Here is a 14,295-nt window from a genome sequence, read left to right as displayed (position 1 = left end):
TCGGAGAAGAACTCCGTCGAAGCCTCGTGGTTGTGCCCGAGAGCCGTCATGAAGCCGGTCATCGGGTCGGTGCCCCACGGGTTGGTCAGGTCGATGTCGCCGTCGAGGCCGCCGGCGTAGGTCCTGCCGAGGTACTCCTCGCTGAGGGAGTCACCGTTCCTGGTGGCCTTCTTCTCGTGCTCGATCAGGGCGTCCCCGTAGTCGTGGAGGAATCCGCTGTCGTAGGTGCCCGAGCCCATCAGGTCCGACATCACCTGGAAGCCCCGGGGCTTGTGGAGGTTGTCGTCGATCGAGTAGGGGCCCGCGGCGATCACCTCCTTCTCCCAGTCCTGCATCGCCTTGCTGTCGGACTGGGTGGCGGTGGCGAGGGTCGCGCCGAGCTGGCTGCGGGTCTGTTCCAGAAGCTCCTTGCGGGCGCCCTCGGGGGCCGGGTCGCCGTGCAGGTTCATGCCCTCCCAGAACTCCAGCGTGCCGCGTCCGCCCATGCGGGTCGCGAACCGCTCCGCGAACTCGGGGTCGTTCCTGTGCTCCTTGAGGAGGCCGTTGAGCTCCTTGAGCTCGCCGTCGCTCATGTCCTCGCCCTTGTGCGCGAGGCGGACGGCGCGGGCGGAGTCGTAGCGGTCCTCGGCCTTCTCGATGTTGCCGGTGGCGTGCTCGTTGAAGCCGTTCCTGTCGTTGCCGACGTTGTAGCGCAGGGCCGCGGCGGCGCTGTCGTCGACCTCCGTGACGTCCCTGAGGATCTTGCTTATCTCGCCCGCGATCTCGTCGACGCGGCGCTGTTCGGCGGCCACGGCCTGGCCGTAGCCGGGCTGCCCCCGGAGCTCGGGGTCGTCCGCGACGGAGTCGGTGAAGGTGACCTCGCCCCGGTCGGAGATCCGCACCTTCCCGTTCGCGGTCGTCTCCTGTACGTAGTCGTGGAGCCGTTTCTGCTGGGCCTTGAGACCGGCGCGGGCCTCCTTGAGGACCTTCTCGATCGCCAGGGCCTGCTTCAGAGCCGAGTCGGCCTCGTGCCCGGCCTCCTTGATCTGCCTGTGGGCCAGCGTGGCCGTGTCGGCGCCGCCCCCGGTGGTGGTCCATCCCGCGGCCTCGAAGGGCTTCTGCGCCTTGGGGCCGTGGGAGCGGTCGACCTCCTTCATCTTCCGTACCACCTCTTCCCACGCGGTGATGGCATGGTCGAGGCGGGACAGGCTGAGGTGGTCGAGCTGGGCGTAGGTGATCGCCATGGTGGTGCCCCCGTTGTTTCTCCGTGTGGTCGAACGTCCGCTGCGCGCGGGTCAGCCGAAGGTCGCGCGGACGTCGGCCTGCACGTCGCTGAGCATGGCCGTGTTGGCCGTCTCCACACCGGTGTACGCGGACCACGTGTCCCAGGTCTTCTGGTGCAGTTCGCGGTACGAGGTGTGCAGCGCCTCGCACTGGTGGTCCATCCAGCGGGTCGCCAGGTGCTTCAGCGCGGCGCCGAGCTGACCGTCCCAGTAGGCGCCGGACAGGCTCCCGGCCGCGTCGTCCAGGTCGCTCCGCGGGAAGTCGCCGGCGGTCCGGACCAGCGAGGCCAGCTCGGAGCAGCCGCGGCTCGCCTTCAGCAGCTGCTCGGTGTCGTCGACGTTCGTCGTCCCCGCCATGGTCGTCCCCCGGTCGATGCCTGCCAGGGGCACTGCACGCCCCCGGGCGACTGTGCATGGTAGTCGACACGTCGGCGCGCGGCGAAAGCTCCTCGGAGTGGACACCGGTTGCCGCCGGGGACGCGCCCGGCGGCGCGCACCACGACCCTGACGTGCGCGGCCGTGGCTTCAAGTCCCCCCGCACGCACGGCTGTTCCGGCTTCTGCAAGGATGCCTGACGTCATGGTGCAGATATCTGATCAGTCCGCCCCGCCGTCGCCCGTACACCCGTCCGTGCCGACGAGTGCCGATGTGGCGCGCCTGGCGGGTGTCTCCCGAGCGACCGTCAGTTACGTCCTCAACAACACCAGTGCCGTCCGGATCAGCGAGCCCACGCGCCGCCGGGTGCACGAGGCCGCGAAGGAACTCGGGTACGTCCCGCACGCGGCGGCCCGCAGCCTGCGCGCCGGACACAGCCGCATGGTCCTGATGCCCGCCCCGCACGTACCCGTGGGCCCGCTCTACAGCCGTTTCTTCGACGAACTCCAGTGGTCCCTCAGCCGTCTCGACTACACGGTCGTGCAGTACGGCGGCGCCGGCCTGCACGGCGACGAGGCCGCCCGCGCCTGGGCCGAACTGCGCCCCGTGGCCGTCGTCGTGCCCGGCGACGGACTCGGCCCCAAGGGCGTCGCCGTCCTCAAGCGCTCCGGCGCCCGCGCCGTCGTCACCATGGGCCCGGAGCACGTCGAGGGCGCGCACGCGCTGGTCATGGACCACACGGAGGTCGGCCGCGCGGCGGGCGCCCACCTCGTGGAGCGGGGCCGCCGCCGGATCGGTGTCGTCGTCCCCCGGGAACGGGGGCTCGGCGTCTTCTCCCGGCCCCGGCTCGCCGGCGTACGGCTGGCCGTGCGGGGGACGGACGCGACGGTCACCGAACTGCCGCTCGCCTACGAGGAGGAGGCCGCGGCCGTACTCGCCGCGAGCTGGCGCTCCTTACGCCTGGACGCCGTCTTCGCGTACAACGACGAGTACGCGATGCTGCTGATGCGGGCCCTGCAGGACGAGGGGGTGCGCGTCCCCGCGGAGACGGCCCTGGTGGGCGCCGACGACCTGGTGCTCGGCCGGCTGCTGCGGCCCCGCCTCAGCACGGTCCACCTGCGCCTGCCGGCCGGACGCGATCTCGCCGAGCTGGTCGACCGCGTGGTCCGTGACCCCGCCGGAGTGCCCGAGACGCACGAGGTGCTCGGCTCCCGGGTGGTGCACCGGGAGTCGAGCTGAGGGCCTGTGCCGTATGCCCGCCGGGGATGTGACACGGGCCCCCGGCCCGGGCCGGGGCCCTCGGCGGGGACCCCGAGGGCCCGCCGTCCGTACGGTCGCGCGGACCGCGCTCGTGCCTACTGCGGAGCCTGGCCCGCGTCGCCCTCCTCCGCCTGCGGCCGGCCGTTCTGCCGGGCCTGCGCCTGCTGCTCGGCGACCGCCTTGCGGACCTCGTCCATGTCCAGGTTCCGCGCCTGGCCGATGACGTCCGCGAGGGCGGCCTCGGGCAGGGCGCCCGGCTGCGCGAACACGGCGACCTGGTCACGGACGATCATCAGCGTCGGGATCGACTGGATGCCGAAGGCCGCGGCCAGCTCCGGCTGCGCCTCCGTGTCGATCTTGCCGAACACGAGGTCGGGATTGTCCTCGGCGGCCTTCTCGTAGACCGGGGCGAACTGACGGCACGGCCCGCACCAGGACGCCCAGAAGTCGATCAGGACGAACTCGTTGTCCGTGACCGTCTGGTCGAAGTTCTCCTTGGTGAGCTCCACGGTGGTGCTGCTGCTCATGGCGTACGTCCCTCTTCCTTGATCGGGGGCCCGGGGGAAGCCGGTGGCGACAACGTCGGCCCCCGGCGGCGTATTCCGCGCGCGTACCCGTGTGGCGGACCGCGCACACCACCGACCAGACTGGGCCCATGACGGATACGGATTCCAAGGTGTACGACGTCGTGGTGATCGGTGCCGGGCCGGTGGGGGAGAACGTCGCGGACCGCACCCGCGCCGCCGGTCTCACCACCGCGGTCGTGGAGAGCGAACTGGTCGGCGGCGAGTGCTCGTACTGGGCGTGCATGCCCAGCAAGGCCCTGCTGCGCCCGGTGATCGCCCACGCCGACGCCCGCCGCACACCCGGGCTGCGCCACCTCGTGGAGGGGCCCTTCGACAAGGCTGCCACGGCCGCGGTCCTCGCCCACCGGGACTACTACACCTCCCACTGGAAGGACGACGGGCAGGTCGAGTGGCTGGAGAGCATCGGCGTGGACCTGTACCGCGGGCAGGGGCGCCTGGACGGACCCCGCCGGGTCACGGTCGAAGGACCGGACGGCGAGCGGCAGGTGCTGACCGCCCGGCACGCCGTCGTCGTGAGCACCGGCAGCCGGGCCGTGCTGCCCGGACTGCCGGGCCTCGACGCGGTGAAGCCGTGGACGAGCCGCGAGGCCACGAGCGCCGAGGAGGCCCCCGGCCGCCTCGTGGTGGTCGGCGGCGGCGTCGTGGGCGTGGAGATGGCGACGGCCTGGCAGGGCCTGGGCTCGAAGGTGACGCTGCTCGTGCGCGGCGAGGGCCTGCTGCCGCGCATGGAGCCCTTCGCGGGCGAACTGGTGGCCCAGGCGCTTGCCGAGGCGGGCGCGGACGTCCGCACCGGCACCTCGGTGGAGGAGGTCACCCGGGAGAACGGCACGGTGGTGGTCGTCACCGACGGCGGTGACCGCATCGAGGCCGACGAGATCCTCTTCGCCACCGGCCGCGCACCCCGCACGGACGACCTCGGCCTCGACACGGTGAACCTGGAACCCGGGTCCTGGCTCCCCGTCGACGACACCCTCCGCGTGACGGACACCGACTGGCTCTACGCGGTCGGCGACGTCAACCACCGCGCCCTCCTCACCCATCAGGGCAAGTACCAGGCGCGCATCGCGGGCGCCGCCATCGTCGCCCGCGCGGCCGGCGCCCCGCTGCTGACCGACCCCTGGGGCGCGCACGCCGCCACCGCCGACCACGCGGCGGTGCCCCAGGTGGTGTTCACCGACCCGGAGGCGGCGGCCGTCGGCCTGTCCCTCGCGGAGGCCGAGCAGGCGGGCCACCGCGTCCGGGCCGTCGACGTCGACCTGGGCTCGGTGGCCGGGGCCGGTCTGTACGCCGACGGCTACCAGGGGCGCGCCCGGATGGTCGTCGACCTGGAACGGGAGATCGTCCGGGGCGTCACCTTCGTCGGACCCGGCGTCGGCGAACTGATCCACTCGGCCACCGTCGCGATCGCCGGCGAGGTGCCGCTCGGCCGGCTCTGGCACGCGGTGCCCGCGTACCCCACGATCAGTGAGGTGTGGCTGCGGCTGCTGGAGGCGTTCCGCGACTCCTGACATGCCGACGGGGGCCGGGCCCGGACGCGGGTGGGGCCCGGCCCGGTCACGGCAGCGGGAAGCCCAGTGACCGCGCGGCCCGGTGCGGGGTCGGGTCGTTCCACAGCTGGGCCATCGCCTGGTTCGAGGAGAGGGAGCGCGGCTCCGCGCGGTCCAGGTACAGGGTGCCGTCCAGGTGGTCCGTCTCGTGCTGGACGATGCGTGCGGGCCAGCCCGAGAACTCCTCGTCCACCGGCCGGCCGCGCTCGTCCAGGGCCGTGAGGCGCACCCGGGCCGGCCGGTCGACCACGGCCTGCCAGCCCGGCACGCTCAGGCAGCCCTCGAAGAACGCGGCGCGGTCGGCGCCGACCGGCTCGTACGACGGGTTGACGAGCACCCGGAACGGCTGCGGCACCCGGCCGCGCGCGCGGCGCACCTCCTCGGGCACCGGCGCCGGGTCCTCGATCACCGCGATCCGCAGGCCCACCCCCACCTGCGGCGCGGCGAGACCGACACCGGGCGCGGCGTGCATCGTCGCGCGCAGCGCGGCGACGAACCGGTCCAGCAGGTCCGGGTCCAGCTGGCCGTCGAAGGGCTCGGCGGGGTGGCGCAGCACCGGGTCGCCGGCGGCGAGGATCGGCAACGGCCCCTCGTGGTCCAGCAGTTGCCCGACCACGTCGCGCAGCGGTCGGAGCGGTCGGGACGGGCGGGGCGCGGCGGAGGTGGGGTCCGGGGACGTCGTGCGGTCGCTGTCGGAAGCCATCGCGCCAGCATGCCAAGAGGGCCCGCGTGCCGCGAGGCGCCTCGCGGCACGGGAGGCCGGACGGACCGCCCCCACCCCTCCACCCATGTGACCCAGGTCACCAACGCCCGCGGGAACTGTGGCCCTTCGCGGTCCGACTACTGGAGCGCCCCACCGTTCCCTGCCTCCCTGGAGGACCCCGCCCATGTCCACCGCTCCCTCGGCCGAGAAGGACGAGTCCCCGGAGTCACCCGGGAGGGATCCTTCCCCCGAACCCGCCGCCGGCCAGGCGAGAACCCGGGCGGCGCTGACCGCGCTCGTCCTGCGGCTGCACTTCTACGCGGGTGTCCTCGTCGCCCCGTTCCTGCTGGTCGCCGCGTTGACCGGCGCCCTGTACGCGGCCTCGTACCCGCTCGAGAAGATCATGTACGCGGACGAGCTGACCGTCCCGGCGGTCGGCGAGCGCAAGCTGCCGATATCGGAACAGGTCGCCGCCGCGCGGGAGGAGCACCCCGAGGGCGCGCTCGCCGCCGTGCGGCCGTCACCAAAGGACGACGCCACGACCCGGGTGATGCTGTCCGGGGTGCCCGGCACCGGCGAGGACAACACGCTCGCGGTGTTCGTCGACCCGTACACCGCCGAGGTGCGCGGCTCGCTCGAACAGTACGGGTCGACCGGTGCGCTGCCGGTACGGACCTGGATCGACAGGTTCCACCGCGATCTGCACCTCGGCGAGCCCGGCCGCCTCTACAGCGAACTCGCGGCCAGCTGGCTGTGGGTGATCGCGGCCGGCGGGCTGGTGCTCTGGTTCGGCCGCCGCCGCGCCCGGCGCAAGGTGCGCGGCACGAGCGGGCGACGCCGTGTCCTCGGCCTGCACGGCACCGTCGGCGCCTGGGCCGCCCTGGGTTTCTTCTTCCTGTCGGCGACGGGGCTGACCTGGTCGGCGTATGCCGGGGCCAACATCGCCACCCTGCGCGACCAGATCAGGCAGGCGACCCCGACGATCTCGGCGTCGGTGGGCGACCACGCGGTCCACGAGGGCCACGGGGACGCCGGTGAGCCGGCCGGCGCCGAGCACGAGGGCGACCTCGACGACATCCTCGCCGCCGCGCGCGCCGAGGGCCTCGGCGACCCGGTGGAGATCGTGCCGCCCGCCGACGCCTCCACCGGGTACGTCGTGCAGCAGGTGCAGCGCAGCTGGCCCTCGAAGCAGGACGCGGTGGCCGTGGACCCGGTGACGGCCGAGGTCACGGACACCATCCGGTTCGACGACTTCCCGGTCCTCGCCAAGCTCGCCCGCTGGGGCATCGACGCCCACATGGGCACCCTCTTCGGCCTGCCCAACCAGCTGGTCCTGATCGCCCTCGGCCTCTCCCTGGCCGGCCTGGTCCTGCTCGGCTACCGCATGTGGTGGCAGCGGGGCCGCGGCTCGGCCTTCGGCCGGCCGATCCCACGTGGCGCCTGGCAGCAGGTGCCCCCGCAGATCCTGGTGCCCGCGCTGGTGGTGGTCGCCGTGCTCGGCTACTTCGTGCCGCTCCTGGGCATCCCGCTCGCCGTGTTCATCGCGGTGGACGTCGTCCTGGGGGAGATCGCCCACCGGCGGGGGGAACGGTCCTACGCCCGGTAGCGGCACGAGGCCGAGGGGGAGCGGCGCCCTACGGGAGCTGCTCGAAGTCGCCCGCGAGGGCGGAGGCGATCCGCAGGTGCCGCTCCGCCTCCTCGTGCCGCCCCTGCCGCTCGAGCGTGCGCCCCAGCATCAGCCGGGCGTAGTGCTCCACCGGGTCGCGCTCGACGATGACGCGCAACTCGCTCTCCGCGCGCCTCAGTTGGGCCGAGTGGTAGTAGGCGCGCGCCAGCAGCAGCCGCGGTCCGATCTGTCCCGGGACCTCGTCGACCAGCCCGGCGAGGACGTGTGCCGCGGCGGTGTACTCCTTGGCGTCGAAGAACAGGTGCGCCCGCTCCCAGCGCTCCGCGGCCGTCCCGTGCTCGTAGTACGTCGTGTCCATCGTGGCCTCCTCCGTGTTCCGGCGGCTACAACCCCACGAGACGGTTGAACATTCCACCACCGCGTTCGACCACCGCGTTCGACCACCGCGTTCCACCACCGAGACGCCGGCCACCGGCGACGGAGTGGCGGACCGGGCGAGCGACTGACGGGCGGGGTCCGGCGGGTCTAGTTTGGGCGGCATGAGCAACCTTGACCGGGTGGCGGTGCCCGCGGCGTGCGGCGGCCGGGGATTCGTGGTGGCGGAACCGGTGCGTGAACTCCTCAGTCCCCGGCCGGTGCGGCTCGGGGAGACCACCGAGGTGCGCCGGCTGCTGCCCAACCTGGGCCGCCGCATGGTCGGCGCCTGGTGCTTCGTCGACCACTACGGCCCCGACGACATCGCCGACGAGCCCGGCATGCAGGTCCCGCCGCACCCGCACACCGGGCTGCAGACGGTGAGCTGGCTGCACGAGGGCGAGGTGCTGCACCGCGACTCCACGGGCAGCCTGCAGACGATCCGGCCGCGCGAACTGGGCCTGATGACCTCCGGCCGGGCGATCAGCCACTCCGAGGAGAGCCCCCGCCCGCACGCGCGCCTCCTGCACGGCGCCCAGCTCTGGGTCGCCCTGCCGGACGGTCACCGGCACACCGAACCGCACTTCGAGCACCACGCGGACCTGCCGGTGGTGACCGCCCCCGGACTCAGGGCGACGCTGCTCCTGGGCACCGTCGACGGCGCCACCTCGCCCGGCGCGACGTACACCCCGATCGTCGGCGCCGACCTGGCGCTCGCGCGCGGCGCCGACGTGACGCTGCCGCTGGAGCGGGACTTCGAGTACGCGGTCCTCTCCATGTCCGGCGAGGCGTACGTGGACGGCGTCCCGGTGCTGCCCGGCTCGATGCTCTACCTGGGCTGCGGCCGCACCGGACTGCCGCTGCGCGCCGACGGCGGCGCGGACCTGATGCTCCTCGGCGGCGAGCCGTTCGAGGAGGAGCTCGTCATGTGGTGGAACTTCATCGGACGCAGCCAGGCGGAGATCGAGCAGGCGCGTGCGGACTGGACGACGGGCTCCCGCTTCGGCGAGGTCAAGGGCTACGACGGCGCGCCCCTGCGCGCCCCCGACCTGCCGCCGACGCCGCTGAAACCGCGCGGAAGGGTGCGCTGACCGGCGGCCCGCCGACCGGTGCCGCTGCCCGCCGATGGCCGGAAAGCGGCATTAAGAACGCGTTAAGACTGCCGGAATCAGGCAATGTAAAAAGGTCCACTCATATGTGAACATGCGTACACCGGCCGGACAGCAAGCGGATGAGGCGGTGAGCGCGGATGGCCTGGTTTCTCGGTTTGGGCATTGCGGGGGTCGTGCTGCTCGCCCTGTCCCTGCTCCTCGACGGTCTCCTCGAGGGGCTCCTCGACGGCGTCGGCGCCCTGGACGGCCTGCTCGACGGGCTGCTGTCGCTGCCGGTGATCGCGGGCTTCGTGTCCATGTTCGGCTTCGCCGGAGCCATCGCCCTGGGCACCACCGACCTGGGCACCCTCGGTGCCGTCGCGGTCGGTGTACCCGCCGGGCTCGCCACGGGCTGGGTGACCTACCGGCTGGTCCGCGCCCTGATGGCCGACCGGTCGGGGGCCGCCCCGCGCGGCGACGACCTGATCGGGGCGCCCGGCCGCGTGGTCACGGCCATCCCCGCCGACGGCTACGGCGAGGTCCTCGTCCACCTGGGCGGGCAGCCGGTCAAACTCGCCGCGAAGAGCCCGGTCGCCGTCATGCGCGGCGCCGACGTCTGGGTCGCGGAGACCCTGTCCCGTACCGCGGTCTCCGTACGCCTCGTCGAACGCTGAACCGGCGGCAGGCCCGCGACGGCACACCGGGCCGTCACCGCGCCCGGTCACCGCGCCCGGTCACCGCGCCCGGCCACCGGGCAGCGTTCGCGCGCACCCGCACCACCGCACCGTTCTCGTTCCACACGCCGTCCCCTGGGAGGGCTGAAGGGGTCACCGTCATGAGTTCAGTCGCCATAGCAGTGGCGGGAGTCGTCGTACTCCTCGTCCTCGTCGCACTGGTCGTCATCACCCGCTACAAGGTCGCGGGTCCCAGTGAGGCGTTCATCATCACCGGCCGGCGCGGCAAGAAGGCCACCGATCCGGAGACCGGCCGCATCTTCACCGACAACAGCGGCCAGAAGGTCGTGGTCGGCGGCGGCGTCTTCGTCGTGCCGTTCGTCCAGCAGAAGTTCACCCTCGACCTGTCCTCCCGCCACATCCCGGTCGCGGTCCGCGGCGCCGTCACCCTGCGCGGCGTCAAGGCCAACCTGGAGGGCGTCGCCATCGTCAAGGTCGGCGGCACCGAGGACTCCATCCGGGCCGCGGCCCAGCGGTTCCTGATGCAGCAGGACGGCATCGTCGGCTTCACCCAGGAGGTGCTCTCCGGAGCGCTGCGCGCCATCGTGGGCCGGATGTCGGTGGAGGACATCATCCGCGACCGGGCCGTCTTCGCGGGGCAGGTCGCCGAGGAGGCCGAGGCGAGCCTCTCCGGACAGGGACTTGTCCTGGACGCCTTCCAGATCCAGGACATCACCACCGAGGGCTCCTACCTGGCCGACCTCGGCCGGCCGGAGGCCGCGCGGGCCAGGCAGGAGGCCGACATCGCCGAGGCCGTGGCCCGGCGCGCCGCCGAGCAGGCCCGGCTGAAGGCGGAGGAGGAGATCGCCGTCGCCCAGCGGACCTTCGCCCTCAAGCAGGCCGAGATCAAGGCCGAGACCGACGAGGCGTCCGCCCGTGCGGCCGCCGCCGGCCCGCTGGCCGAGGCGGCCCGGCAGCAGGACATCCTCGCCGAGCAGGAGAAGGTCGCCGAGCGGCAGGCCGCACTGACCGACCGGCAGCTCGACACCCAGGTCCGCAAGCCCGCCGACGCCCAGCGGTACGCCTCCGAGCAGGAGGCCGAGGCCAAGCGGGTGGCCCGGGTCAAGCAGGCCGAGGCCGAGCGGCTGGCCGAGATCGCCGCCGCCCAGGCGGAGGCCGAGCGGTCCCGCCTCACCGGTGAGGGCGAGAAGCAGCGCCGCAGCGCGCTCGCGGAGGCGGTCCGGCTGGAGGGTGAGGCGGACGCCGCGGCGATCACCGCCAAGGGCACCGCCGAGGCCGACGCGATGGAGAAGAAGGCCGACGCGTTCGGGCGGTACGGCGACGCGGCCGTGCTGCAGATGCTCGTCGAGGTGCTGCCGCAGGTCGTCGGCAAGGCCGCCGAGCCGCTCGCGGCCGTGGACAAGATGACGGTCATCTCCACGGACGGCGCCTCCCAGCTCTCCCGCACCGTCGCCGACAACGTGGCCCAGGGCGTCGAGCTCCTCAACGCCACCACGGGCGTCGACCTCGCCGAGCTGCTGAAGGGCATCACGCGGCGCACGGACGGGGACGCCCCGGCCGCCGAGAAGTCCGCCGGCACCAACGGGAAGGTCCCGATCGAGGGCTGAACCGCCGGGACCTCCCCGGGCCCTCCGGTCCGGTCCACGGGGTCCCGGTACGGCGGTCCGTCAGGTCCCGGGCGCCGCCCCGACGGGGTGGGGGCGGCACCCGGGACCTGACCGCTGGCCACCGTGGTGCGCGCCCGCCCGGCACCCCGGGACGGCACCCCGGCCCGCGGGACGTTAAGAATGTGACAGGAGTGCGGCGAGCAGCGGGGGAGGAAACGTGACGGGACGGGCGCTGTCCGACGATCACCTGGAGGGGTACGCCCGGATTCTGGCGGACGTCTGTGCGACCGGCCGCCGGCTCACGCGTGAGGAACTGGAGTCCCTGCGGGCCCAGGGCGAGCGCGCCGCCGAGGAGGGACACGGGCTGCGAGGTCCGGTCCGCCAGTACCTGTCCGCGACCCGCGAGATCTGGCCCGGCCTCCCCAGGACGGGGACCGACCGGCTGCTCGCGGCGATCGAGTACGCGGTGGACGCCTTCGCCGAGGGACACGAACGCGCGCAGCGACTGGCGGTACGGCAGGAGGAGGCGGCGCGCCGCGAGTTCATCGACGACCTGCTGTACGGCCGCAGCGACCTCGGCCGGCTCGCCGAACGCGCGGAACGCTTCGGACTGCTCCTGTCCCGGGCGCACGCGGTCGCCGTGGCCCAGGGCGACCGGCTGGTCGACGACACCGACCCGGCCACCCGGCAGGTGGAGAGCGCGCTGCTGGCCCGGTTCGGCCAGCGCCGCATCCTGCTGACCACCAAGGGCGGGCGGCTCGTCTGCATCGCCCCCGGCGACCAGGACGAGATCCTCGCGTTCTTCGCCAAACAGGCCCACGCGGCCACCGACGGCGGGCGGGTCGCCATCGGGCAGGCCCACCCCGGCCCGGGCGGCGTCGTCCGCTCCTACGAGCAGGCCCTCAACGCCCTGGAACTGGCTGCCCGGCTCGAACTGGACGAGCCCGTGCTGCGCGCCGGTGAACTCCTCGTCTACCCCGTCCTCACCCGTGACCGGGAGGCGATGGCCGACCTCGTCCGGGGCACGCTGGGCCCGCTGCGCGGCGCGCGAGGGGGCGCCCAGCCGCTGATCGACACGCTCACGGCCTACTTCGACAGCGGGTGCGTCGCGGCGGAGGCGGCCCGGCGCCTCAACCTCAGCGTGCGCGCCCTCACCTACCGTCTCGACCGCATCCGCAAGCTGACCGGCGCCGACCCGTCCGAACCCATGCACCGGTACGCCCTGCAGACCGCGGTGATCGGTGCCCGTCTGCTGGGCTGGCCCGCCAAGGAGGTCTGACGGGCCGCGACGACCGGAGCCGTCGGCCGCGCTCCGGAACCGCTCGGTGATGCCGCGCCCGAGTGGCTGCCGACGGCCCGCCCGCGAATCCGTCCGCTTTTCCGGAACCGGCCGATCCGGCGCGACGACCGCGAGAGAACGGAAGGCGGGTGCTCGGGCCGATTCGCGGTCACGTCCGCACGGGAATAGGCTGTTGTCGACAGTGCAGAAGATCCGGCCGACTGCCCTGCGTCACGCACGGAATTCCCTCTTCTGGAAATGTTCTGCCGGAATTGGTTGGCGTGTTCCTGGGGTGGGAATTCCACGTCAGTGCTTCGGACAGGAGGCACGTCCGTGGGAGCTGGTCCGCCAGACCCCGGGTGTCCTCCCGTAAGGTCCGAGCGCGCGCTCCCATGGTGACTGCCCGGTCACTCGCGGAGGGAGATGCGACGCACATGCGCATCACCGTCAGAACGAAGCAACACCCGCACGACGACGCACCCGACACGGCCGAGGCGTTCGAACGGCTCAGGGAACTGACCGACGGGCCCGAGCGGCAGGCGCTGCGCGACGAGATCGTATCGGCGTGGCTGCCGATGGCCGAGCGGATAGCGCTTCGTTTCCGTGGCCGCGGAGAGTCCACCGAGGATCTCTGCCAGGTCGCGGCCCTCGGGCTGGTGAAGGCCGTCGACCGCTACGAACCCGTACGCGGCAACGCCTTCGAGAGCTACGCCGTCCCGACCATCACCGGAGAGATCAAACGGCACTTCCGTGACCACATGTGGGTCCTGCACGTGCCGCGCCGCGTTCAGGACCTGCGCAACCGGGTCCGCGCGGCGTCGAAGGAACTCTCCCAGACCGTCTCGGGACGCAGTCCGACCATCGCCGAGATCGCCGAGTACGCCCACCTCAGCGAGGACGACGTACTCGTCGGGATGGAGGCGCTCGAATGCTTCAGCGCCCTGTCGCTCGACGCCGAGCTGCAGGGCAGTGACGACGGCTTCTCGCTGGGGGACGCCCTCGGCGGACCGGACGGCGGTTTCGACCTCGTCGTCGACCGTGAGTCCGTCAAACCCTGTCTGCAGTCGCTCCCGGAGCGTGAGCGCACCATTCTCTACCTGCGGTTCTTCCGCGGTATGACGCAGAGCCGCATCGCGGCGCAGCTCGGCATCTCCCAGATGCACGTCTCCCGGCTGATCAGCGGCTGCTGCGCCCGGCTGCGCGAGGAACTGCTCACCGAGTCCGTGTGACACGTGCTCCGTGTGACACGGGCTTCATGTGACACGGGTTCCGAGTCCGACGCGGGCGCGCCGGCCGGGTCCGCGAGGACCCGGCCGGGCGGCCGGCCGGCGGGCTCACTGCCGAACCCTCCCGGGAGGGATTCGCCGAGAGCGGTGCCACGCCGTCCCGGCTAACCAGGCCGGCCCGGGCGAAACCCACGACGTCAGGGAAGCGGTGGCGCGCCCGGCAGCTGGGTGGGTCCGTACCGGTCGATGGTGTCCTCCAGCTCCGCGCGGATGTCCTCCGGCAGCTCCCCGTTCCGGCCCCAGACGATGATCAGCTCCGCCACGTTGCGCAGCTTGACGTTCGTGTGCTGCGAGACCTCCCGCAGCACCGCCCAGCCCTGCTCGGGCGTCACCCGCCCCATGGCCACGATCATCCCGATCGCCTGGTCGACGACGGCGTGCGAGGTGACGGCCTCCTTGAGCTGGCCGATCTCCGCCTGCAGCGCGAAGATCCGGTCGACGCTGCCGTCGGTGTCGGTGTCGGTGTCGGTGTCGGTGTCGCTGTCGGTGTGGCTGCTGGTGTCGATACCGGTGACATCGGTGGTGTCGGTCGTGCCAGTGGTACCGGTCGTGTCGGTGATGT

The 14,295-nt window shown here is 72.9% G+C and carries 13 protein-coding genes and 1 pseudogene; 8 read left to right on the top strand and 6 right to left on the bottom strand.

Annotation, left to right across the window (positions count from 1 at the left end):
- Positions 1-1,223 (bottom strand): annotated as a pseudogene (locus UW392_RS41590) (hypothetical protein); the annotation flags it as partial.
- Positions 1,224-1,274: 51 nt separating this feature from the next.
- Entirely contained in the window at positions 1,275-1,652 is a 378-nt protein-coding gene (locus UW392_RS41585) for a hypothetical protein (protein WP_320780475.1), read from the bottom strand.
- Positions 1,653-1,829: 177 nt separating this feature from the next.
- Here UW392_RS41585 and UW392_RS41580 point away from each other — a divergent pair, with 177 nt between their 5' ends.
- Complete coding sequence (locus tag UW392_RS41580; RefSeq protein WP_320780474.1) at positions 1,830-2,876, top strand: LacI family DNA-binding transcriptional regulator; 1,047 nt, start codon at positions 1,830-1,832, stop codon at positions 2,874-2,876.
- Between the two features lie 116 nt (positions 2,877-2,992).
- On the opposite strand, the gene trxA is transcribed toward UW392_RS41580, so the two are convergent.
- Positions 2,993-3,424, bottom strand: coding sequence for a thioredoxin (gene trxA, locus UW392_RS41575; protein WP_320780473.1), 432 nt, complete (start codon positions 3,422-3,424; stop codon positions 2,993-2,995).
- A 128-nt stretch (positions 3,425-3,552) separates the two neighbouring features.
- On the opposite strand from trxA, the gene UW392_RS41570 reads away from it, so the two are divergent.
- Positions 3,553-4,992, top strand: a complete 1,440-nt coding sequence (locus tag UW392_RS41570; RefSeq protein WP_320780472.1) for an NAD(P)/FAD-dependent oxidoreductase — start codon at positions 3,553-3,555, stop codon at positions 4,990-4,992.
- A 46-nt stretch (positions 4,993-5,038) separates the two neighbouring features.
- On the opposite strand, the gene UW392_RS41565 is transcribed toward UW392_RS41570, so the two are convergent.
- Positions 5,039-5,734, bottom strand: coding sequence for a peptide deformylase (locus UW392_RS41565; protein ID WP_320780471.1), 696 nt, complete (start codon positions 5,732-5,734; stop codon positions 5,039-5,041).
- A gap of 184 nt (positions 5,735-5,918) precedes the next feature.
- Here UW392_RS41565 and UW392_RS41560 point away from each other — a divergent pair, with 184 nt between their 5' ends.
- Positions 5,919-7,340, top strand: coding sequence for a PepSY-associated TM helix domain-containing protein (locus tag UW392_RS41560; RefSeq protein WP_320780470.1), 1,422 nt, complete (start codon positions 5,919-5,921; stop codon positions 7,338-7,340).
- 28 nt (positions 7,341-7,368) lie between these two features.
- On the opposite strand, the gene UW392_RS41555 is transcribed toward UW392_RS41560, so the two are convergent.
- On the bottom strand, positions 7,369-7,719 hold the full coding sequence (locus UW392_RS41555; protein WP_320780469.1) for a tetratricopeptide repeat protein: 351 nt from the start codon (positions 7,717-7,719) through the stop codon (positions 7,369-7,371).
- 181 nt (positions 7,720-7,900) lie between these two features.
- Here UW392_RS41555 and UW392_RS41550 point away from each other — a divergent pair, with 181 nt between their 5' ends.
- The 5 genes from UW392_RS41550 to UW392_RS41530 all read left to right on the top strand — a co-directional run bounded on the left by UW392_RS41550 (position 7,901) and on the right by UW392_RS41530 (position 13,676).
- On the top strand, positions 7,901-8,866 hold the full coding sequence (locus UW392_RS41550) for a pirin family protein (RefSeq protein WP_320780468.1): 966 nt from the start codon (positions 7,901-7,903) through the stop codon (positions 8,864-8,866).
- Between the two features lie 158 nt (positions 8,867-9,024).
- A complete protein-coding gene (locus tag UW392_RS41545; protein ID WP_320780467.1) occupies positions 9,025-9,540 on the top strand; it encodes a hypothetical protein in 516 nt (171 codons plus the stop codon).
- A gap of 161 nt (positions 9,541-9,701) precedes the next feature.
- Positions 9,702-11,168, top strand: coding sequence for a flotillin family protein (locus tag UW392_RS41540; protein WP_320780466.1), 1,467 nt, complete (start codon positions 9,702-9,704; stop codon positions 11,166-11,168).
- Positions 11,169-11,385: 217 nt separating this feature from the next.
- Complete coding sequence (locus UW392_RS41535) at positions 11,386-12,447, top strand: PucR family transcriptional regulator (protein WP_320780465.1); 1,062 nt, start codon at positions 11,386-11,388, stop codon at positions 12,445-12,447.
- 434 nt (positions 12,448-12,881) lie between these two features.
- A complete protein-coding gene (locus UW392_RS41530; protein ID WP_320780464.1) occupies positions 12,882-13,676 on the top strand; it encodes an RNA polymerase sigma factor SigF in 795 nt (264 codons plus the stop codon).
- Positions 13,677-13,870: 194 nt separating this feature from the next.
- Here the strand turns inward: UW392_RS41530 and UW392_RS41525 are convergent, their stop codons facing one another.
- A complete protein-coding gene (locus UW392_RS41525; RefSeq protein ID WP_320780476.1) occupies positions 13,871-14,164 on the bottom strand; it encodes an ANTAR domain-containing protein in 294 nt (97 codons plus the stop codon).
- Between the last annotated feature and the right edge of the window lie 131 nt (positions 14,165-14,295).

This window comes from Streptomyces sp. CRN 30, from assembly GCF_034105845.1.
Note: the sequence above shows the minus strand (reverse complement) of the source record. Positions and strands in the feature narration are given on the sequence as shown.

Excerpts from the sequence above, each read along its gene's own strand:
- UW392_RS41580 (WP_320780474.1), top strand. The coding sequence starts at position 1,830 with ATGCCTGACGTCATGGTGCAGATATCTGATCAGTCCGCCCCGCCGTCG.
- trxA (WP_320780473.1), bottom strand. The coding sequence starts at position 3,424 with ATGAGCAGCAGCACCACCGTGGAGCTCACCAAGGAGAACTTCGACCAG.
- UW392_RS41570 (WP_320780472.1), top strand. The coding sequence starts at position 3,553 with ATGACGGATACGGATTCCAAGGTGTACGACGTCGTGGTGATCGGTGCC.
- UW392_RS41565 (WP_320780471.1), bottom strand. The coding sequence starts at position 5,734 with ATGGCTTCCGACAGCGACCGCACGACGTCCCCGGACCCCACCTCCGCC.
- UW392_RS41560 (WP_320780470.1), top strand. The coding sequence starts at position 5,919 with ATGTCCACCGCTCCCTCGGCCGAGAAGGACGAGTCCCCGGAGTCACCC.
- UW392_RS41555 (WP_320780469.1), bottom strand. The coding sequence starts at position 7,719 with ATGGACACGACGTACTACGAGCACGGGACGGCCGCGGAGCGCTGGGAG.
- UW392_RS41550 (WP_320780468.1), top strand. The coding sequence starts at position 7,901 with ATGAGCAACCTTGACCGGGTGGCGGTGCCCGCGGCGTGCGGCGGCCGG.
- UW392_RS41545 (WP_320780467.1), top strand. The coding sequence starts at position 9,025 with ATGGCCTGGTTTCTCGGTTTGGGCATTGCGGGGGTCGTGCTGCTCGCC.
- UW392_RS41540 (WP_320780466.1), top strand. The coding sequence starts at position 9,702 with ATGAGTTCAGTCGCCATAGCAGTGGCGGGAGTCGTCGTACTCCTCGTC.
- UW392_RS41530 (WP_320780464.1), top strand. The coding sequence starts at position 12,882 with ATGCGCATCACCGTCAGAACGAAGCAACACCCGCACGACGACGCACCC.